We start from the raw sequence: 25,177 nt of genomic DNA on the forward strand, positions 1-25,177 counted from the left end.
CGCGTCGTGACGCATACGGCGGCGCCCCCCGCCTCGTGGGAGGCGGGGGGCGCCGGCGTGGTGGTGCGGGGTCGGGTTACTTCACCGGCTCCGGTTCCGGTGCGCTCTCCGTCTCCTCCTCGCCCGCCGGGTCGACCGGCGTCCTGACGGAGTCGAGGAGCAGCTGGGCGACGTCGACGACCTGGATCGACTCCTTCGCCTTGCCGTCGTTCTTCTTGCCGTTGACCGAGTCGGTCAGCATGACCAGGCAGAACGGGCAGGCCGTGGAGACGATGTCCGGGTTCAGGGACAGGGCCTCGTCGACGCGCTCGTTGTTGATGCGCTTGCCGATGCGCTCTTCCATCCACATGCGCGCACCACCGGCGCCGCAGCAGAAGCCGCGCTCCTTGTGGCGGTGCATCTCCTCGTTCCGGAGACCGGGGACGTTGGCGATGATCTCGCGCGGCGGCGTGTAGATCTTGTTGTGGCGGCCCAGGTAGCAGGGGTCGTGGTAGGTGATGATGCCCTCGACCGGGGTGACCGGGACCAGCTTGCCCTCGTCGACGAGGTGCTGGAGCAGCTGGGTGTGGTGGATGACCTCGTAGTCGCCGCCGAGCTGCGGGTACTCGTTGCCGATCGTGTTCAGGCAGTGCGGGCAGGTGGCGACGATCTTCTTGGCCGACTTGGGCTTGGCGGACTCCGGGACCACCTTGCCGTCGTCGTCCAGCTCCTCGCCGAACGCCATGTTCAGCGCCATGACGTTCTCCATGCCGAGCTCCTGGAACAGGGGCTCGTTGCCCAGGCGGCGGGCGGAGTCACCGGTGCACTTCTCGTCGCCGCCCATGATCGCGAACTTGACGCCCGCGATGTGGAGGAGTTCGGCGAAGGCCTTGGTGGTCTTCTTGGCGCGGTCCTCCAGGGAACCCGCGCAGCCGACCCAGTACAGGTACTCGACCTCGGTGAGGTCCTCGATGTCCTGGCCGACGACCGGGACCTCGAACTCGACCTCCTTGAGCCACTCCAGGCGCTGCTTCTTGGCCAGGCCCCAGGGGTTGCCCTTCTTCTCCAGGTTCTTGAGCATCGTGCCCGCCTCGGACGGGAACGCGGACTCGATCATCACCTGGTAGCGGCGCATGTCGACGATGTGGTCGATGTGCTCGATGTCCACCGGGCACTGCTCGACGCAGGCGCCGCAGGTGGTGCAGGACCACAGGACGTCCGGGTCGATGACGCCGTTGTCCTCCAGCGAGCCCACGAGGGGCCGCTCGGCCTCCGCGAGGGCCGCGGCGGGCACGCCGGCCAGCTGCTCCTCGCTCGCCTTCTCCTCGCCCTCCATCGACTTGCCGCCACCGGCGAGCAGGTAGGGGGCCTTGGCGTGCGCGTGGTCGCGCAGCGACATGATCAGCAGCTTCGGGGAGAGCGGCTTGCCGGTGTTCCACGCGGGGCACTGCGACTGGCAGCGGCCGCACTCGGTGCAGGTGGAGAAGTCCAGCAGGCCCTTCCAGGAGAACTGCTCGACCTGGGAGACACCGAAGATGTCGTCGTCGCCGGGGTCGGCGAAGTCGATCGGCTTGCCGCCGGACGTCATCGGCAGCAGGGCGCCCAGGGAGGTCTCGCCGCCGGCGTTGCGCTTGAACCAGATGTTCGGGAACGCCAGGAAGCGGTGCCAGGCCACACCCATGTCGGTCTTCAGGGCGACCGTGATCATCCAGATGAAGGAGGTCGCGATCTTCAGGCCGGCGAAGAAGTAGGTGAGGTTCTGCAGAGTGGAGACGTCCATGCCCGCGAGCCAGTGGACCACGGGGTAGGAGATGAAGAAGGACGCCTCGTAGGAGTCCACGTGGTGCTGGGCGCCCTCGAGCGCGTGCAGCATGAAGATGCAGACGCCGACGATGAGGATGACGGCCTCGACGAAGTACGCCTGGCCGAAGTTGGAGCCGGCGAAGCGGGACTTGCGGCCCGGCCTGCGCGGGTGGCTCAGCTGCCGGATGGCGATCAGGACGAGGATGCCGAGGACCGTCATGGTGCCGATGAACTCGACGAAGACGTTGTACGGCGCCCAGTCGCCGAGGACCGGCAGCAGCCAGTCGGCCTGGAAGAGCTGGCCGATGGCGTTGACGATCGTCAGCAGCAGGGTGAAGAAGCCCACCGCCACGAACCAGTGCGCCACACCGACGACACCCCAGCGGTTCATCCGGGTGTGGCCGAGGAACTCCCGGGCCACGGTGACGGTGCGCCGGCCGGGATCGTCGGTGCGGGTACCCGCGGGCACGCTCTGGCCGAGCCGCATGAAGTTGTAGATCTGCAGGATGGCGCGGGCGAACAACGCCACGCCAACCACGATCAGAACCAGCGACACGATGATCGCGGCGAGTTGCATTTGGGGGCTCCTCGGGCCTGCGAGGGGGTCTTTCGAGGGAATCCTCGACATTACTAAGCGGTAACTTATGCAGTCCGTCTGAGACTACCCACATTCTCCGTCGCAATGTAGTCAGCGGTGCGGTGATCTGCGTCGCTGAGGGTCACCTCAAAGGTCCGGGACGATCCGATCGTGTTATTCGTACCAAATTGATACATTCGCCCCTAATTTAGACCCGTGCTCTACGGGATCGCCGCCGCCACCACCGCCCTGTTCCTCGCCGCCGTCCTCTCCGCGCTCCTGCGGAGCCCCGCCCTGCGCCTCGGGGTCGTCGACCGGCGGCGGCAGCGGCCGTTGCCGCTGTTCGGGGGAGTGGCGGTGGTGCTCGCCAGCTGTCTGGTCGCCGGTGCCGGGGACTGGGCGGGCGTCGCGCCGCTCGGCGGCGGCGTCGGGCGCCTGCTCGTCGCCGGGGCCGCGGTCGCCGCGCTGGGCCTCCTCGGCGACGTGGGGCGGCTCAGGGTGTGGGTGCTCGTCGCCGGTACGGCGGTGGCGGCGGCCTGTGTGGTGCCGTACGGGGAGACCGGTGTCGGCGGCGGGCTGCTGGCCGTCGGGTGGATCACCTTCGTCGCCCTCGGCTTCCGCGCCCTCGACCACGCCGACGCGCTCGCCGGGACCGTCGGTGTGCTCACCGCCTTCGGGGTGGGGGCCTGCGCCGCCGCCGAGGTGATGGACGGGCTCGCGGTGCTGCTGAGCGTGCTGGCCGCCGCGCTGACCGGCTTCCTGATGCACAACTGGCATCCCGCGCGCGTGGGGCTCGGCGCGTGCGGCTCGCTGTTCGCCGGGTTCGTCCTGGCCGCCGCCGCGGTGTTCACGCGTGCCGGCTACGGACTCGCCTCCAGCGCGGGCGTCCTCTTCCCGCTCACCGCCGTCGCCAGTGCCGACGTACTGCTCGTGGTGCTGGCCCGGCGGCTCGGCGGACGGCCGCTGCAACGGCGCGGGCCGGACCATCTCGCCCACCGGCTGCGGCGGTTGGGGGTGACCCCGCAAGGAATCACCGTGCTGCTGGGCATCGGGGCGTTTGCGGGGGTGCTCGTCGGGGTGCTCGTGGACATGGGGTGGATCGCCGCGTCCGGGGTCTGGTGGGTGGGCGCGGGGGCGCTGATCGTCGTCCTGGCACTGCTCCGGATCCCTGATCGTTCCCCTAGGGGTCCGGCATCCGCGCAGGTCACGGGCAGGTTGCGTGTAAGGAACGGATAAGACTTGAGCCCATACGACTCAGGTCTGTTGACCCATTCGCCGCCGTCATGCACACTTGAGTCCGTTGCACTCAAGTCAGCTGGAGGAACCAACCATGGCACGTGCGGTCGGCATCGACCTGGGCACGACTAACTCCGTCGTCAGCGTTCTGGAGGGCGGCGAGCCCACCGTCATCACCAACGCCGAGGGCGCCAGGACCACGCCGTCCGTCGTCGCCTTCGCGAAGAACGGCGAGGTGCTCGTCGGCGAGGTGGCCAAGCGCCAGGCGGTCACCAACGTGGACCGGACCATCCGCTCCGTGAAGCGCCACATGGGCACGGACTGGAAGATCGAGCTCGACGGGAAGCAGTTCAACCCGCAGCAGATGAGCGCCTTCATCCTGCAGAAGCTGAAGCGGGACGCCGAGTCGTACCTGGGCGAGAAGGTCACGGACGCGGTCATCACCGTCCCGGCCTACTTCAACGACTCCGAGCGCCAGGCGACGAAGGAGGCCGGCGAGATCGCGGGCCTGAACGTCCTGCGCATCGTCAACGAGCCGACCGCGGCCGCGCTCGCGTACGGCCTCGACAAGGACGACCAGACGATCCTCGTCTTCGACCTCGGTGGCGGCACCTTCGACGTCTCGCTGCTGGAGATCGGCGACGGCGTCGTCGAGGTGAAGGCCACCAACGGTGACAACCACCTCGGTGGTGACGACTGGGACCAGCGCGTCGTCGACTACCTGGTGCAGCAGTTCAAGTCCGGTCACGGCGTGGACCTCGCCAAGGACAAGATGGCCCTCCAGCGCCTCCGCGAGGCCGCCGAGAAGGCCAAGATCGAGCTGTCCTCGTCCACCGAGACCTCGATCAACCTGCCCTACATCACCGCCTCCGCCGAGGGCCCCCTGCACCTCGACGAGAAGCTCACCCGCGCCCAGTTCCAGCAGCTGACCGCGGACCTGCTGGAGCGCTGCAAGACGCCGTTCCACAACGTCATCAAGGACGCCGGCATCTCCATCAACGAGATCGACCACGTCGTCCTCGTCGGTGGCTCCACCCGCATGCCCGCCGTCGCCGAGCTCGTCAAGGAGCTGACCGGCGGCAAGGAGGCCAACAAGGGTGTGAACCCGGACGAGGTCGTCGCCATCGGCGCCTCGCTCCAGGCCGGTGTCCTCAAGGGCGAGGTCAAGGACGTCCTGCTCCTCGACGTCACCCCGCTGTCCCTCGGCATCGAGACCAAGGGCGGCATCATGACCAAGCTGATCGAGCGCAACACCACGATCCCGACGAAGCGCTCCGAGATCTTCACGACGGCCGAGGACAACCAGCCGTCCGTGCAGATCCAGGTCTACCAGGGCGAGCGCGAGATCGCGGCGTACAACAAGAAGCTCGGGATGTTCGAGCTGACCGGTCTGCCGCCGGCCCCGCGCGGCGTGCCGCAGATCGAGGTGTCCTTCGACATCGACGCCAACGGCATCATGCACGTGACCGCCAAGGACCTGGGCACGGGCAAGGAGCAGAAGATGACCGTCACCGGCGGCTCCTCGCTGCCGAAGGACGAGGTCGACCGGATGCGCCAGGAGGCCGAGCAGTACGCGGAGGAGGACCACCGCCGCCGCGAGGCCGCCGAGACCCGCAACCAGGGCGAGCAGCTCGTCTACCAGACGGAGAAGTTCCTCAAGGACAACGAGGACAAGGTCCCCGGCGAGGTCAAGACCGAGGTCGAGGCCGCCGTCGAGGAGCTGAAGACCGCGCTCAAGGGCGAGGACACCGCCGAGATCCGCACCGCCACCGAGAAGGTCGCCGCAGTCTCCCAGAAGGTCGGCCAGGCCATGTACGCCGACGCCCAGTCCGCGCAGGCCGCGGGTGGCGCCGACGCCGGTGCCGAGGCGCCCAGGGCCGACGACGACGTCGTCGACGCCGAGATCGTGGACGACGAGCGCAAGGACGGTGCCGCGTGACGGAGGAGACCCCGGGCTTCGAGGAGAAGCCCGACGTCCCCTCAGGCGCCACCTCTGACGACGCCGAGCCGAAGGCCGCCGCCTCCTCCGAGGGGGCGGCCCCGGCCGGGGACGCAGCTCAGATCGCCGGTCTGACGGCCCAGCTGGACCAGGTGCGCAAGGCGCTCGAGGAGCGCACGGCGGACCTCCAGCGGCTCCAGGCCGAGTTCCAGAACTACCGCCGCCGCGTGGAGCGGGACCGGATCACGGTCAAGGAGATCGCCATCGCGAACCTCCTGACCGAACTCCTGCCCGTGCTCGACGACATCGGCCGCGCCCGGGACCACGGCGAACTCGTCGGCGGATTCAAGTCCGTCGCGGAGTCGCTGGAGACCGTCGCGGCGAAGATGGGTCTGCAGCAGTTCGGCAAGGAGGGCGAGCCCTTCGACCCGACGATCCACGAGGCCCTGATGCACAGCTACGCGCCGGACGTCACCGAGACGACGTGCGTGGCCATCCTGCAGCCCGGGTATCGCATCGGCGAACGCACCATCCGCCCCGCCCGGGTGGCCGTCGCCGAACCGCAGCCGGGCGCGCAGACGGTCAAGGCCGAGGGCGCCGAGGAGGCTCCCGCGGCCGGCGACGAGAAGGACAACGGCCCTGAGGAGGGCTGACGTAGACACCGAGCGGAACACCGGAAAGGGGGCGCGTCGAGGATGAGCACCAAGGACTTCATCGAGAAGGACTACTACAAGGTCCTCGGCGTCCCCAAGGACGCCACCGAGGCCGAGATCAAGAAGGCGTACCGGAAGCTCGCCCGCGAGTTCCACCCGGACGCCAACAAGGGCAACGCCAAGGCCGAGGAGCGCTTCAAGGAGATCTCCGAGGCGAACGACGTCCTCGGTGACCCCAAGAAGCGCAAGGAGTACGACGAGGCCCGCACCCTCTTCGGCAACGGCGGCTTCCGCCCGGGGCCGGGCGCGGGCGGCGGCTCCTTCAACTTCGACCTGGGCGACCTCTTCGGAGGCGGCGCCCAGGGCGGCGGTCAGGGGGCCGGCGGCTTCGGCGGCGGGCTCGGTGACGTCTTCGGGGGCCTGTTCAACCGGGGCAGCTCGGGCACCACGCGCGTGCAGCCCCGGCGCGGCCAGGACATCGACACCGAGGTCAGCCTCAACTTCACCGAGGCGATCGAGGGGGCGACGGTCCCGCTGCGCATGACCTCGCAGGCACCGTGCAAGGCCTGTTCCGGCACCGGCGACGCCAACGGCAACCCCCGGGTGTGCCCGACGTGCGTCGGCACCGGCCAGGTGGCCCGGGGTTCGGGCGGCGGCTTCTCGCTGACCGACCCGTGCCCGGACTGCAAGGGCCGCGGCCTGATCGCGGAGCACCCCTGCGAGGTCTGCCACGGCAGCGGGCGCGCCAAGTCGTCCAGGACCATGCAGGTCCGCATCCCGGCAGGGGTGGACGACGGCCAGCGCATCCGGCTGCGCGGCAAGGGCGCGCCCGGTGAGCGGGGCGGCCCGGCGGGCGACCTGTACGTCACGGTCCACGTCTCCGGGCACCCGGTCTTCGGCCGCAAGGGCGACAACCTCACCGTCACCGTGCCGGTGACGTTCTCCGAGGCGGCGCTCGGCGGCGAGGTCAGGGTGCCCACCCTCGGCGGCCCGCCCGTCACCCTGAAGCTGCCGCCGGGTACGCCCAACGGCCGCACCATGCGCGCCCGGGGCAAGGGCGCGGTCCGCAAGGACGGCACCCGCGGGGACCTGCTGGTCACCGTCGAGGTGAGTGTTCCGAAGGACGTGACGGGGAAGGCTCGTGACGCGCTGGAGGCGTATCGCGAGGCGACCGCGGGCGAGGACCCGCGGGCGGAGCTGTTCCAGGCGGCGAAGGGAGCTTGATCGAGATGGACGGCCGTCGACGCAACCCGTATGAACTGACCGAGGAGACCCCGGTCTACGTCATCTCGGTGGCTGCCCAGCTCTCCGGTCTGCATCCGCAGACCCTGCGCCAGTACGACCGCCTGGGCCTGGTCTCGCCCGACCGCACGGCCGGGCGGGGCCGGCGCTACTCGGCCCGCGACATCGAACTGCTCCGGCAGGTGCAGCAGTTGTCGCAGGACGAGGGCATCAACCTGGCCGGCATCAAGCGCATCATCGAGCTGGAGAACCAGGTCGCCGCGCTCCAGCAGCGCGTCATCGAGCTCCAGGCGGCCGTCGACGGCGCCGCCGCGGCGATGCAGCAGCGCGAGGCCGCGGTGCACGCCTCCTACCGGCGCGACCTGGTGCCGTACCAGGAGGTCCAGCAGACCAGCGCACTGGTGGTGTGGCGGCCGAAGAAGGCGAAGGACTAGCGGCACGCCTGTGTGAAGGGGCCCGGAGGTGCAGACCTCCGGGCCCCTTCGTGTGGGCTCGCGGGTCAGCGGCCGACGAAGAACTCCAGCGACGAACTCTGCGCGCTGGGGCGGCCGTAGGGGTCCACGGCGTACACGGTGACCGTGCACGGGCCGTTGTACGGCGGCGTCCAGGAGATGTCGCCGGTGGTGGACAGCTGAGTGCCGCTGGAGCCGCAGGCGCCGTCGATCTCCCAGGAGTAGCCCTTCAGGACGCGGCCCTCGTCGCCCGCGCCGGGCGCGGCCGTGACCTTGACGGGGGAGCGGGCCGGGATCCCCGCCGAGACGAGCGTCAGGCTCGGCGCGGCCGGTCCGGTCTGCGTGGCCCGGCCCAGCCGGTCGACGGTGAGCACCTCGGAGGGCGCGGACTCGGCGCCCGTGCCGTCCACGGCGACGACGTAGTAGGACGCCTCGCCGGCCGGGGCGACGATGTCGTCCCAACCGCCGCCGCGGACGCTGCCGATGGCGCTGAAGCCGCCGTCGGCGCGGCGGTAGACGTTGTACTGGCCGGAGTCCTCGGGCAGGTCCCAGCGCAGCTCGGTCCGGTCGTCGTGGAGGGTGGCGGTCAGCCCGGTCGGGGCCGGCGTGCCGCTCGGCTCGGGGCGGGTGGCGGTCACCGGGGCGGAGGCGGGGGAGACGTTCCCGGCGCCGTCGACCGCGTGCACCCGGTAGACCCAGGCGGTGTCCGTCCCGGCGCGCACGTCGGTGAAGGACGTGCCCGTGACCAGGTCGGGTCCGTCGGCGTCCTGCTGTCCCTCGGGCGCGCCCCACACCTCGTAGTGGTGGACGTCCGCCGCGCCGGAGGCCTGCCAGGCGACGGTGTTGCCGGCGGTGGTGCCCTTCGCCGTGACGCCGGTGACCTGTCCCGGCGCGGTGCGGTCGACGGTGGTCACACCCTGGTCCGCCGTGCCGGCCGAGGTGTTGCCCGCCCGGTCGTAGGCGCGCACCTCGTAGTAGTACGTCGCGCCCGTCATCGGCAGGGCGGCGTCCGTGTACGACGTCGAGGTGGTCGTCGCGAGCGGCGCGGTGCCGAACGACGTGCCCTTCAGCCGCCGGTAGACCCGGTACCCGGCGAGGTCCATCTCCTTGTTCTTCGCCCAGGTCAGCTTCGCCTTCCCGGTCGCCGTGTCGTACGACGGCGAAGTCCCCGTGGGCACCAGGGGCTTGACCTTGTCGACGTCGGCGGAGGTGCGCGGGGTGTACGCGAACCTGACCTTCGCGGCGCCGGTGAAGTTCGCGTAGTCCACCCGGAGTGTGTGCTTGCCGGACGGGATCGTGACGTCGACGGTCTTCGACACCGTCGACGACACGTTCTTCCAGAGGTCGATCCTGCGGGTGCCGTCGAGGTAGACGCGGATGCCGTCGAGACCGCTCGCGCTGAGCGCGAAGGGGCCGCCGGAGCCGAAGTCGCGGGTGACGCTCCAGCGGACGCCGAAGCCGTCCTTCGGCAGGCCGGACACGGGGGCGCCGCTCCAGCTCTGGTCGATCGCGCTGTCGCAGTCCGTCTTCTTCGCCGTACCGGAGAAGGCGGTGTTCCCGAAGAACTGGCGCTTGTAGACGGGCGAGGTGCAGGTGGCCGCCGCGGAGGCGGCGGAGACGGACGCGCCGAGCAGGGCGCCCGCGGCGGTCGCGAGCACCAGTGTCGAAGCCGTCGTACGTCTGGCTGAGTTCATTCGATCCTCTGATCGGTCGAGGACGGCTGTTCGGAACCGTCGTGATCACGACTCGCGAGGTATCGGCTTGGTTGTACGGATCTTTGCCTGACGATTGCCTGCCGTTGCATGGAGAGTCCGTAAAGGGTGTTTGGAGGCGTTTCCTTCATGTCTCCACAACTCAAGCGGAGCGTGGCGTTGCGCACTCGTTAAGTAGTTCCGCTTGACGCCCGGGGGCGGCTGCGCGTTGGCTTTTCAGACATCCGGGCACCTTCAGGCGCCCGAGTCCCGTAGGCACCAGAAGTGAGCAGGCCTGTGAGCAGTCCCACGCGTCGTATCGCCATATCCGTGGCCGCGTCCACGATGACCCTGTCGCTGGCCGGGTGCGGCATGCTCAACGTGTCGGGGGACAGCAGTTCGGCGAGCCCGACGAAGGGCAACGACGTCACCATCGGCCTGTTGCTGCCGGAGAAGGCCAACACCCGCTACGAGGACTTCGACTACCCCATCATCAAGCAGCAGGTGGAGCTGCTCACCAAGAAGCAGGGCAGCGTCGACTACCAGAACGCCGAGCAGGACGCCAAGAAGCAGGCGAGCCAGATGCAGAAGATGATCGACGACAAGGTCGACATCATCCTGCTGGACTCCGTCGACTCGCACGCCATCGCCGGCGAGGTGAAGAAGGCCAAGGACGCCGGCATCCCGGTCATCGCCTACGACCGCCTCGCCGAGGGCCCCATCGACGCCTACGTCTCCTTCGACAACGAACTGGTCGGCGAGGTCCAGGGCCGCACCCTGCTCGACGCCCTAGGCGGCAACGCGGACACCTCCGACAAGGTCGTCATGATGAACGGCTCGCTCACCGACCCCAACGCCAAGCAGTTCAAGGCCGGTGCGCTGTCGGAGCTCAACGGCAAGGTGACGGTCGCCGCGTCCTACGACACCAAGGACTGGAAGCCGGAGAACGCCGAGGCCAACATGACCCAGGCGATCGACAGGATCGGCAAGGACAACATCGCGGCCGTCTACTCCGCCAACGACGGCATGGCGGCCGGTGTCATCGCCGCCCTGAAGAAGGCCGGCGTGACGAAGATGCCGCCCATCACGGGCCAGGACGCCGAACTGGCGGCCGTGCAGCGCATCGTCGAGGGCGACCAGTACATGAGCGTCTACAAGTCCTACCCGCAGGAGGCCGAGGCCGCCGCGCAGATGGCCGTCGCCAAGGTCCAGGGCCACGAAATCCAGTTCGACGCCCTCACCCAGGACAGCGTGGACAGCCCCACCGACAAGGACATCCCCGCCCAGCTCGTCACCGTGACCGCCCTGACGAGGAAGAACATCAAGCAGACGGTGATCTCGGACGGCATCTACACCGTCTCGCAGATCTGCACGGCGAAGTTCGCCTCCGCCTGCGCGTCGGTCGGGCTGAAGTAACCCCTCAGCAGCAACCCCTCAGCGCACAGCGGCGGATATCCGCCATGAGACCCCGTCGGAGGCACCTCCGGCGGGGTTCTTCACGATGCCCCCACAACGTGCCCGTACCACCGTCATCTTGTTGCAAGTCGACGGACGGAGGGTTCTCGATACCCGTACAAACCGGTGTTTTCTTTCGGCCGTGGCCGTCGAAGCCGTGTTGCGGAGCAGGGTGTGTCCGCGCATAGTTGCGCTGCGGAACACGGCGGAACCGGGGGGTGGGATGAACGATGGCCGGGCACGGGGCGGACGCTCATCCACACGGTGCTGACCGACTGTGCGAGGCCGGGGACCGCGTGTACTCCCGGGCGGTGCGGCGCGGACGGGTCTCGCGGCGCGACGCCGAGCCGGTGCCCTGCCTGCTGGACCTCGCCCTGCTGCACCCCGACCCCGACGACATGGACTGGCTGGTCCCGACCTCGCCGCAGGAGGTCATGACCCGGCTGCTGCGCGGGGTGTACGACGAGGTCAGCTCCAGCCAGCGGCGGGTGGGTTCGGCCGTGGCGGCCTTCGAGTGGTACGCCGGTCTCGGGCCCTCGCTCCGGCAGCCGGGCCCGGCCGAGGGCTCCGCGATCCGCGTCCTGGACGGGCTCTCCCGCATCCAGGCGGCCATGGACGAGGCGACGGAGGCCTGCACCACCGAGGTCCTCACCGTCCAGCCCGGCGGCATCCGGCCCGAGCACGAGCTGACGGAGGGCCTGCACCGGGCGCTCGCCCTGCGCGGCCGGGGCGTGCGGATGCGCGACCTGTACACGCACGTGGCCCGGCACGGCCAGGGCCTGCTCAACTACCTGGAGCTGATGGGCGACGCGGTCGAGGCGCGCACCCTCGACGAGGTCATCGACCGCCTCATCCTCTTCGACCGCACGGTCGCCTTCATCCCCGCCAACGCCGACCGCACCCTCGCCCTGGAGCTGCGCCACCCGGCCCTGGTCGGCTATCTGGGAACGGTCTTCGACCGGCTGTGGCGGCTGGCCATCCCGCTGACCGCCCCCCTGCCCGACACCGGCATCGAGGGCATCTCCCACCGTGAGCAGTCCATCGCGGCGCTCCTGGCGGAGGGCCACCAGGACGCGGTGATCGCGGAACGGCTGGGGATAAGCGTGCGCACCTGCCGGGCGCACATCGCGCGGCTGTCGGAGACCCTGGGCGCGGCCAGCCGCACCCAACTCGGCGTCCGCATCGCCCAGGTGGGCCTGGACGGCCCCCGTCACCCCGCGGACGTCACCCCGGTCACTCTTCCGGGTCAGGAATCCCGGACCGTCCGCTGAGCCCGCAGGAAGCCCGTACGGAGCCGTACGGGGCCCGGTCAGCTGTCGGGGTCGAGGATCCCCGACTGGGCGATCAGGTACCCGAGCTGGGCCCGGCTGCCGCTGCCCAGGACCGTGGCCAGCTTGGCTATGTGGGCCCGGCAGGTGCGGACGTTCATGCCCAGGCGGCGGGCGATCGCCTCGTCGACGTGCCCCTCCACCAGGAGCTTGGCTATCGAGTGCTGGATGTCGGTGATGCCGTCGCGGGCGGTCTCGTACGGGGCGCCCGCGTTCAGCGGCACCGACCGCCCCCACATGAACTCGAACAGCCGCATCAGGTACCGGATCAGCCCGGGGTGACGCAGTTCCAGGGCGACCTGCTGGTCGTCCCTGGCGGGGATGAAGGCGACCGTCTCGTCGCAGATGATGAGGCGCTCCACCACCTCGTCGATCGTCCGGTACTCCACCTTGCCGTTGGCGAGCTGGGCGACGTACGCCAGCTTCTCCGGGCTGTAGCGGGCCGTGTGCTGGTACAGGGTCCGGATGCGCACACCACGTTCGATTAGTGGCTTGTCTCTCTCCAGCCCCTGGATGAGGGACTGTTCGGAGAAGCGGTCGTCGCTCGGCTGGATGGTCAGCATCTCGCTCCGGCACTGGGCCGTGGCCATGTTGAGGGCCGCGTTGATCCGCTTTCCGCCCTCCAGCACGGTGATCGAGTCGTCGGTCGCGGCGGCCTTGGCGCTCAGCGCCATGAACGGCTCGAAAGTGTCGGCGAGCTGAATGGACAGCCGCCGGCGTTCTGTGATGTCGCGCTCGATCGGGTAGAGCCGTTCGGCCAGCGCGGCCGACGGGGACACCGGCCGCAGCCAGTCCGCATCATCCGGATCCGGGTGGAGAAGGGCGAACTCGATCAGACAGGGAGCGGACTCCACGTCGGCTCGCGCGACCCGCCCCGTGCGCAGGGCGTTCGCATAGAGTCGGCCACCTTCCTCGCAGAGCTCGGTCACCGCATGGGGATGCGCCGCCTTAGTCTGATTTGCCACGAAATCTCCACCCCCCAGGGTCCTGAACATGCAGGAACATGATGCATCGATCCTGTGGCCATGACGTGCCTGAATGAGCCATCGTCTTATCCGACGGGGGAAGAGGAGACTTTCAAGTGAGGACGAAGCCGACCATGCGCAACAGAATGCTTCGCTCGGTGCTTGTGGCCGCCCTTTCCGCCGTTGTCGGACTCGCAGTGCTGGGCGGTTCTTCCGAAGCGAAGGAGAACACCCGAGCAGACTCCCACTGGCCGGCGGTCGCCGCGTCCACCGTGCTCGCTGACGGACCCGCACCGACGGTCGGCACAGACGACAGCGCCGGGAGCTGACGACGTGACCACTCCACCGGACGACCGTTCCTTCCGTAGAGAAATGGCCACCGCCTACCGATCGGGATGGCACTTCATCGACCTGGTCACCGCGATCCCCCACTCCGGTGACTCGTTGATGGTGACCGTCTTCGGTGAGCCGGTCGTCGTGACGCGGGACGAGGACGAGGACGTGCGGGCGTATCGATGTCTGCGGCGGCCTCGGGGGGCGCCGCAGCCCGTGCGATGTGCCGTCCGGTACGGAATGATCTTCGTCAACCTGGACCAACGAGACCATCGGCTGGTGGAACCCGAGTCCCCCAACGTACGGACCATCTCAGCCACCCCCCGCAGTGCCTGACGCGATTCCCCCGTCGTAACAGATCGCTCAGGTGCTTCCCCCCGCAGCGGCGTCACCGTGACCTGAACACGGTGACGCCGCTGCAGTTTTGGGACGACATTTCCCGCCGTCGGCGCAATCGTCCGGCGCGTCTCAGTGGCCGAAAACCGTCAGCCACATCTCGTCAGCCACGCCCCATCGCCCCCGTCAGCCGGATCTCGATGACCACACGGTTCGGGTTCGGCGCCGGTGTGCGCTCGTAGCGCTCCGCGTAGCGCCGCTCGGCCTCCGCCACCCGCTCCCGCTCGGTCCGTACGACGGCCAGCCCCTCCAGCGTCGCCCAGCGCCGCCCGGCCACCTGGCACACCGCCACCCGCGCGCCCTCCGGTCCGGCCGCCAGGACGTTCGCCACCTTCGCGCTCGTCCTGTTCGTGATCACCCGCGCCAGCCGCGCCTCCGGGTCGTAGGTGACCCCGACGGGCACCACGTGCGGGCTGCCGTCGGGGCGCGGGGTCGTCAGCGTGCACAGGTGCCGTTCCCGCCAGAAGGTGAGATACGAGGGGTCGGGGGCACCGGGATCCTGGGCGTATGTGGCCATGCCTGGAAGGTAGCCCGTCTCACCTTGAGTGGAATAGACTCAACTTTGTGTACGTTGCTCAAGTCAGTGCGGACGACGGCTGACGCCAGGAGGAGAACGCGAACGTGGACGCCGAGCTGACCAACCGGAGCCGGGACGCCATCAACGCGGCCGGCAACCGGGCCGTGACCGAGGGGCATCCCGACCTGACCCCTGCTCACCTGCTCCTTGCTCTGCTCCAGGGGCAGGACAACGAGAACATCGTCGATCTGCTCGCCGCCGTGGACGCCGACCAGGCGGCCGTGCGTGCCGGCGCGGAGAAGGTGCTCGCCTCGCTGCCCAGCGTGACCGGCACGACGGTCGCGCCTCCGCAGCCGAACCGCGACCTGCTCGCCGTCATCGCCGACGCGCAGTCCCGGGCCCGGGACCTCGGCGACGAGTACCTCTCCACCGAGCACCTGCTGCTCGGCATCGCCGCGAAGGGCGGCGCGGCCGGTGACGTACTGTCCGGTCAGGGGGCCACCGCCAAGAAGCTGCAGGACGCCTTTCAGAAGGCGAGGGGAGGACGCCGGGTGACCACCGCCGACCCGGAGGGCCAGTACAAGGCCCTGGAGAAGTTCGGCACCGACTTCACCGCAGCGGCCCGCGAGGGCAAGCTCGACCCGGTCATCGGCCGGGACCACGAGATCCGCCGTGTGGTGCAGGTGCTGTCCCGCCGTACGAAGAACAACCCCGTCCTCATCGGTGAGCCCGGCGTCGGCAAGACCGCCGTCGTCGAGGGGCTCGCGCAGCGCATCGTCAAGGGTGACGTGCCCGAGTCGCTGAAGGACAAGCGGCTGGTCGCGCTCGACCTCGGCGCGATGGTCGCGGGCGCCAAGTACCGCGGCGAGTTCGAGGAGCGGCTGAAGACCGTCCTGGCCGAGATCAAGGACTCCGACGGCCAGATCATCACCTTCATCGACGAGCTGCACACCGTCGTCGGCGCGGGCGCCGGCGGCGACTCGGCCATGGACGCCGGCAACATGCTCAAGCCGATGCTGGCCCGCGGCGAGCTGCGCATGGTCGGCGCGACGACCCTGGACGAGTACCGCGAGCGGATCGAGAAGGACCCCGCCCTGGAGCGCCGCTTCCAGCAGGTGCTGGTGGCCGAGCCCACGGTCGAGGACACCATCGCGATCCTGCGCGGCCTCAAGGGCCGGTACGAGGCCCACCACAAGGTCCAGATCGCCGACAGCGCGCTGGTCGCCGCCGCGACCCTGTCCGACCGCTACATCACCTCCCGCTTCCTGCCCGACAAGGCCATCGACCTCGTCGACGAGGCGGCCTCGCGGCTGCGCATGGAGATCGACTCCTCCCCCGTCGAGATCGACGAGCTCCAGCGCTCCGTCGACCGGCTGAAGATGGAGGAGCTGGCGCTGGAGAAGGAGACCGACCCGGCCTCCCGCGAGCGCCTGGAGAAGCTGCGCCGCGACCTCGCCGACCGGGAGGAGGAGCTGCGCGGCCTGACCGCCCGCTGGGAGAAGGAGAAGCAGTCCCTCAACCGCGTCGGTGAGCTGAAGGAGAAGCTGGACGAGCTGCGCGGCCAGGCCGAACGGGCCCAGCGCGACGGCGACTTCGACACCGCCTCCAAGCTGCTGTACGGCGAGATCCCGTCCCTGGAGCGGGACTTGGAGGCCGCCTCGGAGGCCGAGGAGGAGGCCGCCAAGGACACCATGGTCAAGGAGGAGGTCGGCTCCGACGACATCGCGGACGTCGTCGCCGCCTGGACCGGCATCCCGGCCGGCCGTCTGCTGGAGGGCGAGACCCAGAAACTCCTGCGCATGGAGGAGGAGTTGGGCAGGCGGCTGATCGGGCAGAAGGAGGCCGTGCAGGCCGTCTCGGACGCCGTCCGCCGCACCCGCGCGGGCATCGCCGACCCCGACCGCCCCACCGGCTCCTTCCTCTTCCTCGGCCCGACCGGCGTCGGCAAGACCGAACTGGCCAAGGCGCTCGCCGACTTCCTCTTCGACGACGAGCGGGCCATGGTCCGCATCGACATGTCCGAGTACGGCGAGAAGCACAGCGTCGCCCGGCTCGTCGGCGCGCCTCCCGGCTACGTCGGCTACGAGGAGGGCGGCCAGCTCACGGAGGCGGTGCGCCGCCGCCCGTACAGCGTGGTCCTGCTGGACGAGGTCGAGAAGGCCCACCCCGAGGTCTTCGACGTGCTGCTGCAGGTGCTGGACGACGGCCGACTGACGGACGGTCAGGGCCGTACGGTCGACTTCCGCAACACGATCCTGGTGCTGACCTCCAACCTCGGCAGCCAGTTCCTGGTCGACCCGTTGACCAGCGAGGCGGAGAAGAAGGAGCAGGTTCTGGAGGTGGTCCGGACGTCCTTCAAGCCGGAGTTCCTCAACCGTCTCGACGACCTGGTCGTCTTCTCCGCGCTGACCAAGCCCGAGCTGGAGCGCATCGCCAAGCTCCAGATCGAGCGGCTGGCCAAGCGGCTGGCGGAGCGCCGCCTCACCCTGGAGATCACCGAGGAGGCCCTGGCCTGGCTCGCCACGGAGGGTCTGGACCCGGCCTACGGCGCCCGCCCGCTGCGCCGCCTCGTCCAGACCGCCATCGGCGACCGGCTGGCCAAGGAGATCCTGGCCGGCGAGATCAAGGACGGCGACACGGTCCGGGTGGACGCCTTCGGCGACGGCCTGATCGTGGGGCCGGCGACGGGCAAGACGCTGTAACCCGTCCGCAGCGGTACGGGCCCGTCACCCCACCGGGTGGCGGGCCCGCCGCGTGTCACACCTCGGTCATGGCGAGGTACAGGACCACGACGCACCAGACGGTGAACACCAGGCACCCCAGCCACAGGGTCCACAGCAGCAGACGTACAGCCTTGGACAGTGCTTTGGGTGCGGTCACGGAGGGATCATCGCACCGGCGGGGTACTCGCAGCGGGCGGTGCCGGCAGACGCATCGTGTCAGCCGTGGGCTGACAGGACCGTCGAGGCTTGCCACCACCCGCCCCGCATGGGGGAGGATGGCGGCATCCGTACGAAGGGAAATTCACGGTGACCATCGACCCGTCCTCGATTCCGAACTTCGGGGGCCAGCCCGAGCCGCAGCCCCAAGGACCGGCGGGCCCCGTCGTCCCGGATCAGGACCTCGTGAAGCAGCTCCTCGACCAGATGGAGCTCAAGTACGTCGTCGACGACGAGGGTGACCTCGCGGCGCCGTGGGAGCAGTTCCGTACGTACTTCATGTTCCGCGGCGAGGCGGACCAGCAGGTCTTCTCGGTGCGGACGTTCTACGACCGCCCCCACAAGATCGACGAGAAGCCGCAGCTGCTGGAGTCCATCGACGACTGGAACCGGCGGACCCTGTGGCCCAAGGTGTACAGCCACACGCACGACGACGGCACCGTCCGGCTGATCGGCGAGGCGCAGATGCTGATCGGCACCGGCGTCAGCCTGGAGCACTTCGTGTCCTCCACGGTCAGCTGGGTGCGCGCCGCCATCGAGTTCGACAAGTGGCTCGTCGAGCAGCTCGGCCTCGAGCAGGAGGTCAACGAGGCCGAGGGCGAGTCCGGGGACGACGAGGAGTAGGTCCCCCCGGAGACGCCCGTTACAGAGGCGTGTGGGCGATCACGACCAGATACGCCCCGTAGCCGAAAGAGAGCCCGGCCAGGGCACCGACCACCACGGTCGCGTGCCAGGGCCGGGCTCTGGCCGTACGGACCAGGGCGCTGGCGAGGGGGATCAGCAGCGGGAAGGCCGGCAGCAGGAAGCGCGGCTTGGACTCGAAGAAGCCGGAGCCGCCGACGGCGATCAGCAGCAGCACTCCGCTGTACACGAGGAGCGGGAGCGGGGCGCGGTCGGCCAGCAGCAGGGCGAACAGCAGCACGCCGGCCGCGACGATCAGCAGGGCCATCGGGAAGACGAAGCGGTCCCCGTGCAGCAGCAGCCGCCGGACGAACAGCAGCGCCCCCCGCCCGAAGTCGAACTGCGACCCCCACCGCCGCTGCACCTCGAAGTACCCGCCGAGCGGGCCCCCCGTCCGCCGCCCCACCCACAGCACGTACGCGCTCCAGCCGAGCGGCGCGAGCGCGGCGCCCGTCCACAGCCTGTGGGAAACCTTTCCGCGCCGACGCCACACCTCGCAAACCGCCGCCGCGAGCACCGCCGCCGCCACCGCGCACCCGTTGGGCCGGGCCAGCCCCGCCAGCGCGGCCAGCGCGCCGGCCCACACCCACCGGCTGGTGAGCACCGCGTACAGCGACCAGGCGGCGCACGCGGTCAGCACCGGCTCGGTGTAGGCCATCGACAGCACGACCGAGTGCGGCAGCACGCCCCACAGCAGGACCAGCGCGGTGGCGACGGCCCGCCCGTGCAGCCGTGCGCCGACGGCGTGGATTCCGCAGGCGGCCACCGCCGCGGCCGTCCACGACACGACCAGCCCCGCCGCGCCGCCGCCGAGCGGGACCACGCTCGTCACCGCCCGCACCAGCCCCGGATACAGCGGGAAGAACGCCAGGTCGCTGTAGGCGACGCCCGGGCGGGGGCGCAGGACATGGCCGTATCCGTGCGCGGCGATCCCCAGATACCACCGGGAGTCCCAGGACCGCCCGAGCAGGGTGAGGGCGCCGTGCCCCGCCTCCCGGGCGACGAGAACGAGTACGGCCGTGCCGAGCAGGCGGGCGGCGAGGAACAGCCCGAGGGCCGTGACCGTCGCGGCGAGGGCGGAGTGCCGCGCACGGTCCTTCGTGCCGGGAGCGGGCTCGGTGAGCGAGGGGTGGGTGAGGGTGCTGGCGTGGGTCACACCGGCACATTGCAGGGCGAACCGGGCGGGCGCGAGCAGGAGGCGTCCGGGCGGGTACGGATGCGCCGGGCCCGGCGTGTCGGCGTGACGCGCCTCAGGCGAGCGTCTTCAGCCGCTGCACCGCCTCCGCCAGCACCTCGGCCCGCTTGCAGAACGCGAACCGCACGAACGGCGCCCCCGCCTCCCGGTGGTCGTAGAAGACCGCGTTCGGGATGGCGACGACTCCGGCGCGCTCCGGCAGGGCCCGGCAGAAGGCGAATCCGTCGCTCTCGCCGAGGGGGCGGATGTCGGTGGTGACGAAGTACGTGCCGGCCGTGCGGAAGACGTCGAAGCCGGCGTCCTTCAGGCCCGCCGCCAGCAGGTCGCGCTTGGCCAGCATGTCCTCGCGGAAGGCCGTGAAGTACGCGTCCGGAAGGGCCAGGGCCTCGGCGACCGCGTACTGGAACGGGCCGGAGGAGACGTAGGTCAGGAACTGCTTGGCCGAGCGCACCGCCGCGACCAGCGGCGGCGAGGCCGTCACCCAGCCGACCTTCCAGCCCGTGAAGGAGAAGGTCTTGCCGGCCGAGCCGATGGTGACCGTGCGGTCGCGCATGCCCGGGAAGCCGGCCAGGGGCAGGTGCTCGGCGTCGTCGAAGACCAGGTGCTCGTAGACCTCGTCCGTGACGACGAGCAGGTCCCGCTCCACCGCCAGCTCGGCGACCGCCGCGAGTTCGGCGCGGGTGAGGACCGCACCGGTGGGGTTGTGCGGGGTGTTGAGGAGCAGCAGCCGGGTGCGGTCGGTGACGGCCGCGCGCAGTTCGTCGAGGTCGAGGCGGAAGCTGCCCTCGTGCGGCCGGAGGGTGACCGGCACGCGGGTGCCGCCCGCCATCGCGATGCAGGCCGCGTAGGAGTCGTAGTACGGCTCCAGGGCGATCACCTCGTCGCCGGGCTCCAGCAGCGCCAGCAGGGACGCGGCGATGGCCTCCGTGGCGCCGGCCGTGACCAGGACCTCCGCGTCGGGGTCGTACGACAGCCCGTACCACCGCTGCTGGTGCGCGGCGATCGCGGTCCGCAGCTCGGGCACGCCGGGACCCGGCGGGTACTGGTTGCCGCGGCCGTCGCGCAGGGCCCGTACGGCGGCCTCCCGGACCTCCTCGGGGCCGTCCGTGTCGGGAAAACCCTGACCCAGGTTGATCGAGCCGGTCCGCAGGGCGAGGGCCGACATCTCCGCGAAGATCGTCGTCCCGAACTCGGCGAGCCGGCGATTGAGGAAGGGGCGGGTGCTGGAGGTCATGCGGGCCATCCTGCGCCGAAGCCGCGGGGTTCCTCAACCGTGTGCCGGGGCGCCGCGCGGAGCCCCTTCAGCCGGAGGCCGGCTCCGGCGGTTCCGTTCGGGGCGTCAGGACCACCACCGCGGTCTCGTGCGGCCGGCGTGCCGCGTAGGCGTCCAGGTTCTTGTCGATCTCGCGCCACCGGGCCCACAGCCGCGACCGCTCGTCGCCTGCCGCGGCGTGGGCACGCACGAGCCGCCGCCCGTCCACCAGATCGACGCTCGCGTCCGGGTGCGCCCGCAGGTTGAGCCACCAGGCGGGCTCGCCCGCACCCCACCCGTTCATCGCGAGCGAGACGAGATTCGGACCGTCCTCGAAATAGCCGATGATGACACCGCGCTGCCGGCCCGTGCGGCGGCCGGTGGTGGTCAGCCGCAGCGCGCCCCAGCCGTCGGCGCGCGGCCGCCACAGCGCGAACCGGCCTCCCAAGGCCCGGTACAGACCCCGGTGCGTGGACCAGGCCAGACGGATGAACCAGCGTGGTGGCAGCCAGGGCTTCCTCGCCCGCCGCTCGACCGACATGGCGACCTCCTCGGGCCGGGCCGGCTCCGGTCACCCCCGACGCTAACCGCGGCCGGCGACGGCCGGTAGAGCCGAACGGCCCGGCGTCCGCGACCGGACCCCGGCCGCGGACAACCCTCTGAACTTCCTCAACTCTGCTTTGGCCGTCCGCGCCCACGGGCATCCCCCCGGCACACAGCAAGCGAGGCGCCCACGGGGGGCCGCTTCGGGGGACTCGGAAGGACGGTGACGCCATGCTGACCGGCCTCATCGTGGTGGCGATCCTGCTCCTGTTCGTGGCAATCGTCGTGAAGGCGGCGCGCAGGAGCCCGAGGAACGCGTACGCCAAGCGGTCGTACAGCCGCGGCAGCCGCAGCAGTTGGTGGGCGGGCGACGCGGGCGGCGGCGCTGCGTCGTACGACTCGTCGTCGGGTGGCCACCACTCCGGTGGGCATCACCACTCCTGCGGGGGCGGCCATTCGTCGTGCGGCGGTGGGTCGTCCTGCGGCGGCGGCTCGTCGTGCGGGGGCGGCGGGTGCGGTGGAGGCGGCGGATGCGGGGGAGGCAACTGACGGCAGACGGCGGTCCTCCCTGAAGGGGGATCCGCGGCCGCGCCGAGGAGCGCCCGCCGGGGCACGCACCCGGCGGGCGCCCGCACGTTCCGGCGCACTCCCTGGCCGCCCTGGCGCACGCCCTGGTTGAACAGTTGAGCTGTGGAGCCCTCTGAGGGATGGAAACGCCACGAAGTTGGGTAAAAACGCTGTGGCGGCGCCTCTGTTCATGATTCCCTCTAAAACACCAACACGGCCCCTCGGACGTCCTGCGGACACCCCCTGACCTTCCGACTGGGCTGACCGGGCCGATCCCCCCACAGTCGCCCGGGTGTGCCGGACCCCCACACCACCCTTTCTTTGCGTGCTTGCGGAGCCGATCCATGCTCACGACCCTGAACACCTCGTACACCGACACGCGCGCGGCCGACCTCGCCTGGGCCCTGGGGCGTGAGCCGCTTCCCGCACTGGCGACGCTCGACCTCGAACTGACGGGGACCAGATTGCAGTTGAGACTCCTGGGGGCGTCCCACCAGGTCCTCCTGGAGGAGGAGCGGGGCATCTGTTCGGAGACGGTGGCGTGCATCCCCGGCAGCAGCACCCCGCTGCCGCTCGGCGTGGCCAAGCGCGTCGACGACTGGGAGTACGAGTTCGCGGCGCGGGTGGAGGTCCTCTCGCCGGGCTCCTTCGCGGGCCGCGCCCAGGAGTTGCTGGACCTGGTCTCCGACCACCCCCACGGCCTCGCGGGCGTCTTCCCCGGCAGCCCGCACGCCTTCACGGCGCTGCTCGCGCAGCGGCACGAGGGGCAGGTGCTGTGGCGGACCTGGCACGCCTACCCGCAGGACGGGCAACTGGTGGCGACACGCACGCGCGTGGGCGTCCGCGTGCCGGTGCCGGCCGCGGACGTCAGCATGTCGGGCGTTTGAGGGTGCCAGATCCACACGTGTGGGTGACGAACCGTGATGTCTCCGTGACGTAACGTCGCAGTCGTGATCGAGCCGCACGCTCCAGCCCCGCCGAGCCCCCCACCCCCGTGGGCGGTCCCCGCGCGGCTTCCCGTGCGTGCGGCCACCGGCCGGTTCCTCGTCCTCGCGTGCGTCTTCGTCTGCGCGGCCTGCGGACTGGTGTACGAGCTCGAACTCGTCGCCCTGGCCTCGTACCTGATCGGCGACTCGGTCACCCAGGCCTCGGTCGTGCTGTCCGTGATGGTGTTCGCCATGGGCATCGGCTCGCTGGCCGCGAAGCGGCTGCGCCGGCTCGCCGCGGCCGGCTTCGGCGCCATCGAGGCGACCCTCGCCCTGGTCGGCGGCTGCAGCGCGATGGCGATGTACGCCGTCTTCGCCTGGACCGGCGACTGGGGCGGCCTGTGGGCGGACGGCCCGCGCTGGCTGCTGGTCGCCTTCTCGCTGACCATAGGCCTGCTCATCGGCGCCGAGGTGCCGCTGCTGATGGAGCTGATCCAGCGCATCCGGCGCCAGGACGCGGGCGGCGCGGTGGCGGACCTGTTCGCCGCGGACTACGTCGGCGCGCTCGTCGGCGGCCTCGCCTTCCCGTTCCTTCTGCTGCCGCAGCTGGGCCAGTTGACCGGCGCCCTGATCACCGGCACCGTCAACGCGCTCGCGGGCGGTGCTCTCGTCCTCGGCCTGTTCCGCCGCGACCTCAGCCGCCGCGCCCGCTGGACGCTGCTGATCGCCAACCTCGCCGTCCTCGGTGTCCTCGCCTCCGCGGCCGCCCTGGTCGACGACTTCGAGCGGGCCGCGCGGCACGCGGTCTACGGCGCCGACGTACGGGTGGCGCTGCGCAGCGGCGTCCAGGAGGTCGTCCTCACCGGCGGCACCCACGGCCGCCCCCTCCACCTGTTCCTCGACGGCCGCCTGCGGGTCAGCGGCCGCGACGAACGCCGCTACCACGAGGCCCTGGTCCGGCCCGCGATGAACGGCCCGCACGCGCGCGTGCTCATCCTCGGCGGCGGCGACGGACTGGCCGCCCGCGAGGTGCTGCGCCACCGGGGCGTGCGGCGCGTGGACGTCGTCGAAGCCGACCCGGGAGTCGTCCGGCTGGCCCGCCACGACCCGGCCCTGTCCGCGCTCAACCGCCACGCCTACGACGACCCACGCGTGCGCGTGGTCACCGCCGACGCCTTCCACTGGCTGCGCACGGCACGCGGCGCGGCGTACGACGTCGTCGTCTGCGACCTGCCCGACCCGGGCATCACGGCGAGCACCAAGCTCTACTCCGAGGAGTTCTACGGCCTGGCCCGCCGGGTGCTCGCCCCCGGCGGGCGGCTGGCGGTGCACGCCGGTCCGCTCTCCGTCCGGCCGCACGGGTTCTGGACGGTCGTCGCCACCCTGCGCGCCGTCGGCCTGCACACCGTTCCCTACCGCGTCGGCGACCGCGACGCCGGTCTCGCCGCGGGCCCCGAGCGCATCGCGGGCGCCCTGCGCGCGCCCCCCGACTGGGGCTTCGTGCTGGCCGCCGTCCGCACCACCCCGCCCCTCGGCCTCGACGCGCAGGCCCCGCCCCCGCGCACCCTGACCCGCGCGTCCCTCGCGGCGGACGCCCACGCGGCGGCCCGCACCCGCCTCACCGACCTGCCACCGTCGACCCTGGTGCACCCGCGCTACGCGAACTGACGCCCGGGCGTGCCTGAACCGGTCGGCCATGGACGCGGCCGGTGTGGAGTCGGCAGGCCGGCTGAGTTGGCCGCGGACGCGGTCGTTGCGGAGTCGGTGGGCCGCCCCGGGTCGGGGCTGGTGGTGCGTGCGGGGTGCCCCCTTCCGGCCCGTCCGGTGGCGGACGCGGTCGCCCCTCGCGACGCGCGGTCACTTTCGACCAACAAGGGTGCATGCGGGGGCGTCCTGGGTAGGCTCCGTCGTCATGGAGCATGAGGTGTTTGTTCCGGTTGCGGTCCAGCGGCTCGAGGAGACCCTCGCCGACCCGGCCAGGGTCGCCCGGGCCGTCCCCGGGCTCCAGCAGGACGCCGGTGCAGAGCCCGTCTCCGGGCGGCTGAAACTGCGCGTGGGCAGCCACTCCGTCACCTACCGGGGCAGGGTGCGGATCACCCGGCTGGACGACGGTTCGTACGCCGCCGAGGGCGACGCTGTCGAGGCCCGCGGCACCGGCTCGGTCAAGCTCGCGCTCACCCTGCGTATCGAGGAGGCGGAGGACGGCTCCCGGCTGGCCTTCGGCGGCACGGCCTCCGCGGACGGCCGGCTCACCGAACTGCCCGCCGACGCGGTCACCTCCGCCGTACACCGCCTGCTGAACCGTTTCGCGGAGCAGCTGGCCGCGGTCGCCGAGGAAGGGCCGCAGGAGCCGGAGCCCCTGGTCACGCAGGACTTCGAGGCCAAGGCGACCAGCGACTTCGACACGACCCCGGACGCCGACGACGCCGCCGCGCCCATGCCGGCGGCCGCCCGCGGCCGGGAGGACGTCCCCGAGCCGGCGGACGCCGCCGGGCCGCCCGCCGAGGC

22 protein-coding genes are annotated in these 25,177 nt (G+C 70.9%); 14 read left to right on the forward strand and 8 right to left on the reverse strand.

The features are described 5' to 3' along the window. Positions 1 to 76: 76 nt before the first annotated feature. Positions 77 to 2,359 (reverse strand): heterodisulfide reductase-related iron-sulfur binding cluster, encoded by a 2,283-nt coding sequence (locus tag M8J74_RS10325; protein ID WP_249836089.1) that lies wholly within the window; start codon positions 2,357 to 2,359, stop codon positions 77 to 79. Positions 2,360 to 2,575: 216 nt separating this feature from the next. Here M8J74_RS10325 and M8J74_RS10330 point away from each other — a divergent pair, with 216 nt between their 5' ends. The 5 genes from M8J74_RS10330 (at position 2,576) to M8J74_RS10350 (ending at position 7,863) form a co-directional block, all read left to right on the forward strand. Continuing rightward, positions 2,576 to 3,595: an MraY family glycosyltransferase gene (locus M8J74_RS10330; RefSeq protein ID WP_249836090.1), complete on the forward strand. Its 1,020-nt coding sequence runs from the start codon at positions 2,576 to 2,578 to the stop codon at positions 3,593 to 3,595. Between the two features lie 94 nt (positions 3,596 to 3,689). Then, complete coding sequence (gene dnaK, locus M8J74_RS10335; RefSeq protein ID WP_058924159.1) at positions 3,690 to 5,534, forward strand: molecular chaperone DnaK; 1,845 nt, start codon at positions 3,690 to 3,692, stop codon at positions 5,532 to 5,534. Next, positions 5,531 to 6,187, forward strand: a complete 657-nt coding sequence (gene grpE, locus M8J74_RS10340) for a nucleotide exchange factor GrpE (RefSeq protein WP_058924158.1) — start codon at positions 5,531 to 5,533, stop codon at positions 6,185 to 6,187. Before dnaK ends, grpE begins: the two co-directional genes overlap by 4 nt. A gap of 42 nt (positions 6,188 to 6,229) precedes the next feature. Then, entirely contained in the window at positions 6,230 to 7,411 is a 1,182-nt protein-coding gene (gene dnaJ / locus M8J74_RS10345) for a molecular chaperone DnaJ (RefSeq protein ID WP_249836091.1), read from the forward strand. 5 nt (positions 7,412 to 7,416) lie between these two features. Next, on the forward strand, positions 7,417 to 7,863 hold the full coding sequence (locus M8J74_RS10350) for a heat shock protein transcriptional repressor HspR (protein WP_058924156.1): 447 nt from the start codon (positions 7,417 to 7,419) through the stop codon (positions 7,861 to 7,863). A 65-nt stretch (positions 7,864 to 7,928) separates the two neighbouring features. On the opposite strand, the gene M8J74_RS10355 is transcribed toward M8J74_RS10350, so the two are convergent. After that, the gene (locus M8J74_RS10355; protein ID WP_249836092.1) at positions 7,929 to 9,575 is read right to left on the reverse strand and encodes a fibronectin type III domain-containing protein; all 1,647 of its coding nucleotides are present in this window, start codon (positions 9,573 to 9,575) and stop codon (positions 7,929 to 7,931) included. Positions 9,576 to 9,869: 294 nt separating this feature from the next. On the opposite strand from M8J74_RS10355, the gene M8J74_RS10360 reads away from it, so the two are divergent. Further along, positions 9,870 to 10,988 (forward strand): sugar ABC transporter substrate-binding protein, encoded by a 1,119-nt coding sequence (locus M8J74_RS10360; protein ID WP_249836093.1) that lies wholly within the window; start codon positions 9,870 to 9,872, stop codon positions 10,986 to 10,988. A gap of 269 nt (positions 10,989 to 11,257) precedes the next feature. Further along, positions 11,258 to 12,298, forward strand: coding sequence for a helix-turn-helix transcriptional regulator (locus tag M8J74_RS10365; RefSeq protein WP_283947977.1), 1,041 nt, complete (start codon positions 11,258 to 11,260; stop codon positions 12,296 to 12,298). 38 nt (positions 12,299 to 12,336) lie between these two features. On the opposite strand, the gene M8J74_RS10370 is transcribed toward M8J74_RS10365, so the two are convergent. Beyond that, positions 12,337 to 13,350, reverse strand: a complete 1,014-nt coding sequence (locus M8J74_RS10370; protein ID WP_142153918.1) for a helix-turn-helix domain-containing protein — start codon at positions 13,348 to 13,350, stop codon at positions 12,337 to 12,339. Positions 13,351 to 13,692: 342 nt separating this feature from the next. Between M8J74_RS10370 and M8J74_RS10375 the strand changes: the two genes are divergently transcribed. After that, entirely contained in the window at positions 13,693 to 13,989 is a 297-nt protein-coding gene (locus tag M8J74_RS10375) for a Rieske (2Fe-2S) protein (protein WP_058924153.1), read from the forward strand. Between the two features lie 163 nt (positions 13,990 to 14,152). Here M8J74_RS10375 and M8J74_RS10380 read toward each other — a convergent pair whose 3' ends face one another. After that, positions 14,153 to 14,566, reverse strand: coding sequence for a pyridoxamine 5'-phosphate oxidase family protein (locus M8J74_RS10380; protein WP_058924152.1), 414 nt, complete (start codon positions 14,564 to 14,566; stop codon positions 14,153 to 14,155). A gap of 104 nt (positions 14,567 to 14,670) precedes the next feature. Between M8J74_RS10380 and clpB the strand changes: the two genes are divergently transcribed. Beyond that, a complete protein-coding gene (gene clpB, locus M8J74_RS10385) occupies positions 14,671 to 17,268 on the forward strand; it encodes an ATP-dependent chaperone ClpB (RefSeq protein WP_249836095.1) in 2,598 nt (865 codons plus the stop codon). Between the two features lie 55 nt (positions 17,269 to 17,323). Here the strand turns inward: clpB and M8J74_RS44465 are convergent, their stop codons facing one another. Further along, the gene (locus tag M8J74_RS44465; protein WP_283947978.1) at positions 17,324 to 17,446 is read right to left on the reverse strand and encodes a hypothetical protein; all 123 of its coding nucleotides are present in this window, start codon (positions 17,444 to 17,446) and stop codon (positions 17,324 to 17,326) included. 149 nt (positions 17,447 to 17,595) lie between these two features. Between M8J74_RS44465 and M8J74_RS10390 the strand changes: the two genes are divergently transcribed. Then, positions 17,596 to 18,129: a YbjN domain-containing protein gene (locus M8J74_RS10390; protein WP_058924150.1), complete on the forward strand. Its 534-nt coding sequence runs from the start codon at positions 17,596 to 17,598 to the stop codon at positions 18,127 to 18,129. Positions 18,130 to 18,148: 19 nt separating this feature from the next. Here M8J74_RS10390 and M8J74_RS10395 read toward each other — a convergent pair whose 3' ends face one another. The 3 genes from M8J74_RS10395 to M8J74_RS10405 form a co-directional block, all read right to left on the reverse strand. After that, a complete protein-coding gene (locus tag M8J74_RS10395) occupies positions 18,149 to 19,342 on the reverse strand; it encodes a putative hexosyltransferase (protein ID WP_249836096.1) in 1,194 nt (397 codons plus the stop codon). 94 nt (positions 19,343 to 19,436) lie between these two features. After that, a complete protein-coding gene (locus tag M8J74_RS10400) occupies positions 19,437 to 20,624 on the reverse strand; it encodes a pyridoxal phosphate-dependent aminotransferase (RefSeq protein ID WP_249836097.1) in 1,188 nt (395 codons plus the stop codon). A 58-nt stretch (positions 20,625 to 20,682) separates the two neighbouring features. Beyond that, on the reverse strand, positions 20,683 to 21,174 hold the full coding sequence (locus M8J74_RS10405) for a nitroreductase/quinone reductase family protein (protein ID WP_249836098.1): 492 nt from the start codon (positions 21,172 to 21,174) through the stop codon (positions 20,683 to 20,685). Between the two features lie 233 nt (positions 21,175 to 21,407). Here M8J74_RS10405 and M8J74_RS10410 point away from each other — a divergent pair, with 233 nt between their 5' ends. From M8J74_RS10410 to M8J74_RS10425, 4 genes are all read left to right on the forward strand, one after another. Continuing rightward, the gene (locus M8J74_RS10410; protein WP_249836099.1) at positions 21,408 to 21,725 is read left to right on the forward strand and encodes a hypothetical protein; all 318 of its coding nucleotides are present in this window, start codon (positions 21,408 to 21,410) and stop codon (positions 21,723 to 21,725) included. A 362-nt stretch (positions 21,726 to 22,087) separates the two neighbouring features. Beyond that, entirely contained in the window at positions 22,088 to 22,630 is a 543-nt protein-coding gene (locus M8J74_RS10415; RefSeq protein WP_058924147.1) for a DUF2617 family protein, read from the forward strand. 63 nt (positions 22,631 to 22,693) lie between these two features. Next, complete coding sequence (locus tag M8J74_RS10420; RefSeq protein ID WP_249836100.1) at positions 22,694 to 24,337, forward strand: polyamine aminopropyltransferase; 1,644 nt, start codon at positions 22,694 to 22,696, stop codon at positions 24,335 to 24,337. Between the two features lie 244 nt (positions 24,338 to 24,581). Next, positions 24,582 to 25,177, forward strand: a 596-nt coding sequence (locus M8J74_RS10425; protein WP_249836101.1) for an SRPBCC domain-containing protein, incomplete at its 3' end; no start/stop codon positions are given.

Origin of the sequence: Streptomyces panaciradicis (genome assembly GCF_023516615.1) — a bacterium.
GTDB lineage: Bacteria > Actinomycetota > Actinomycetes > Streptomycetales > Streptomycetaceae > Streptomyces > Streptomyces panaciradicis.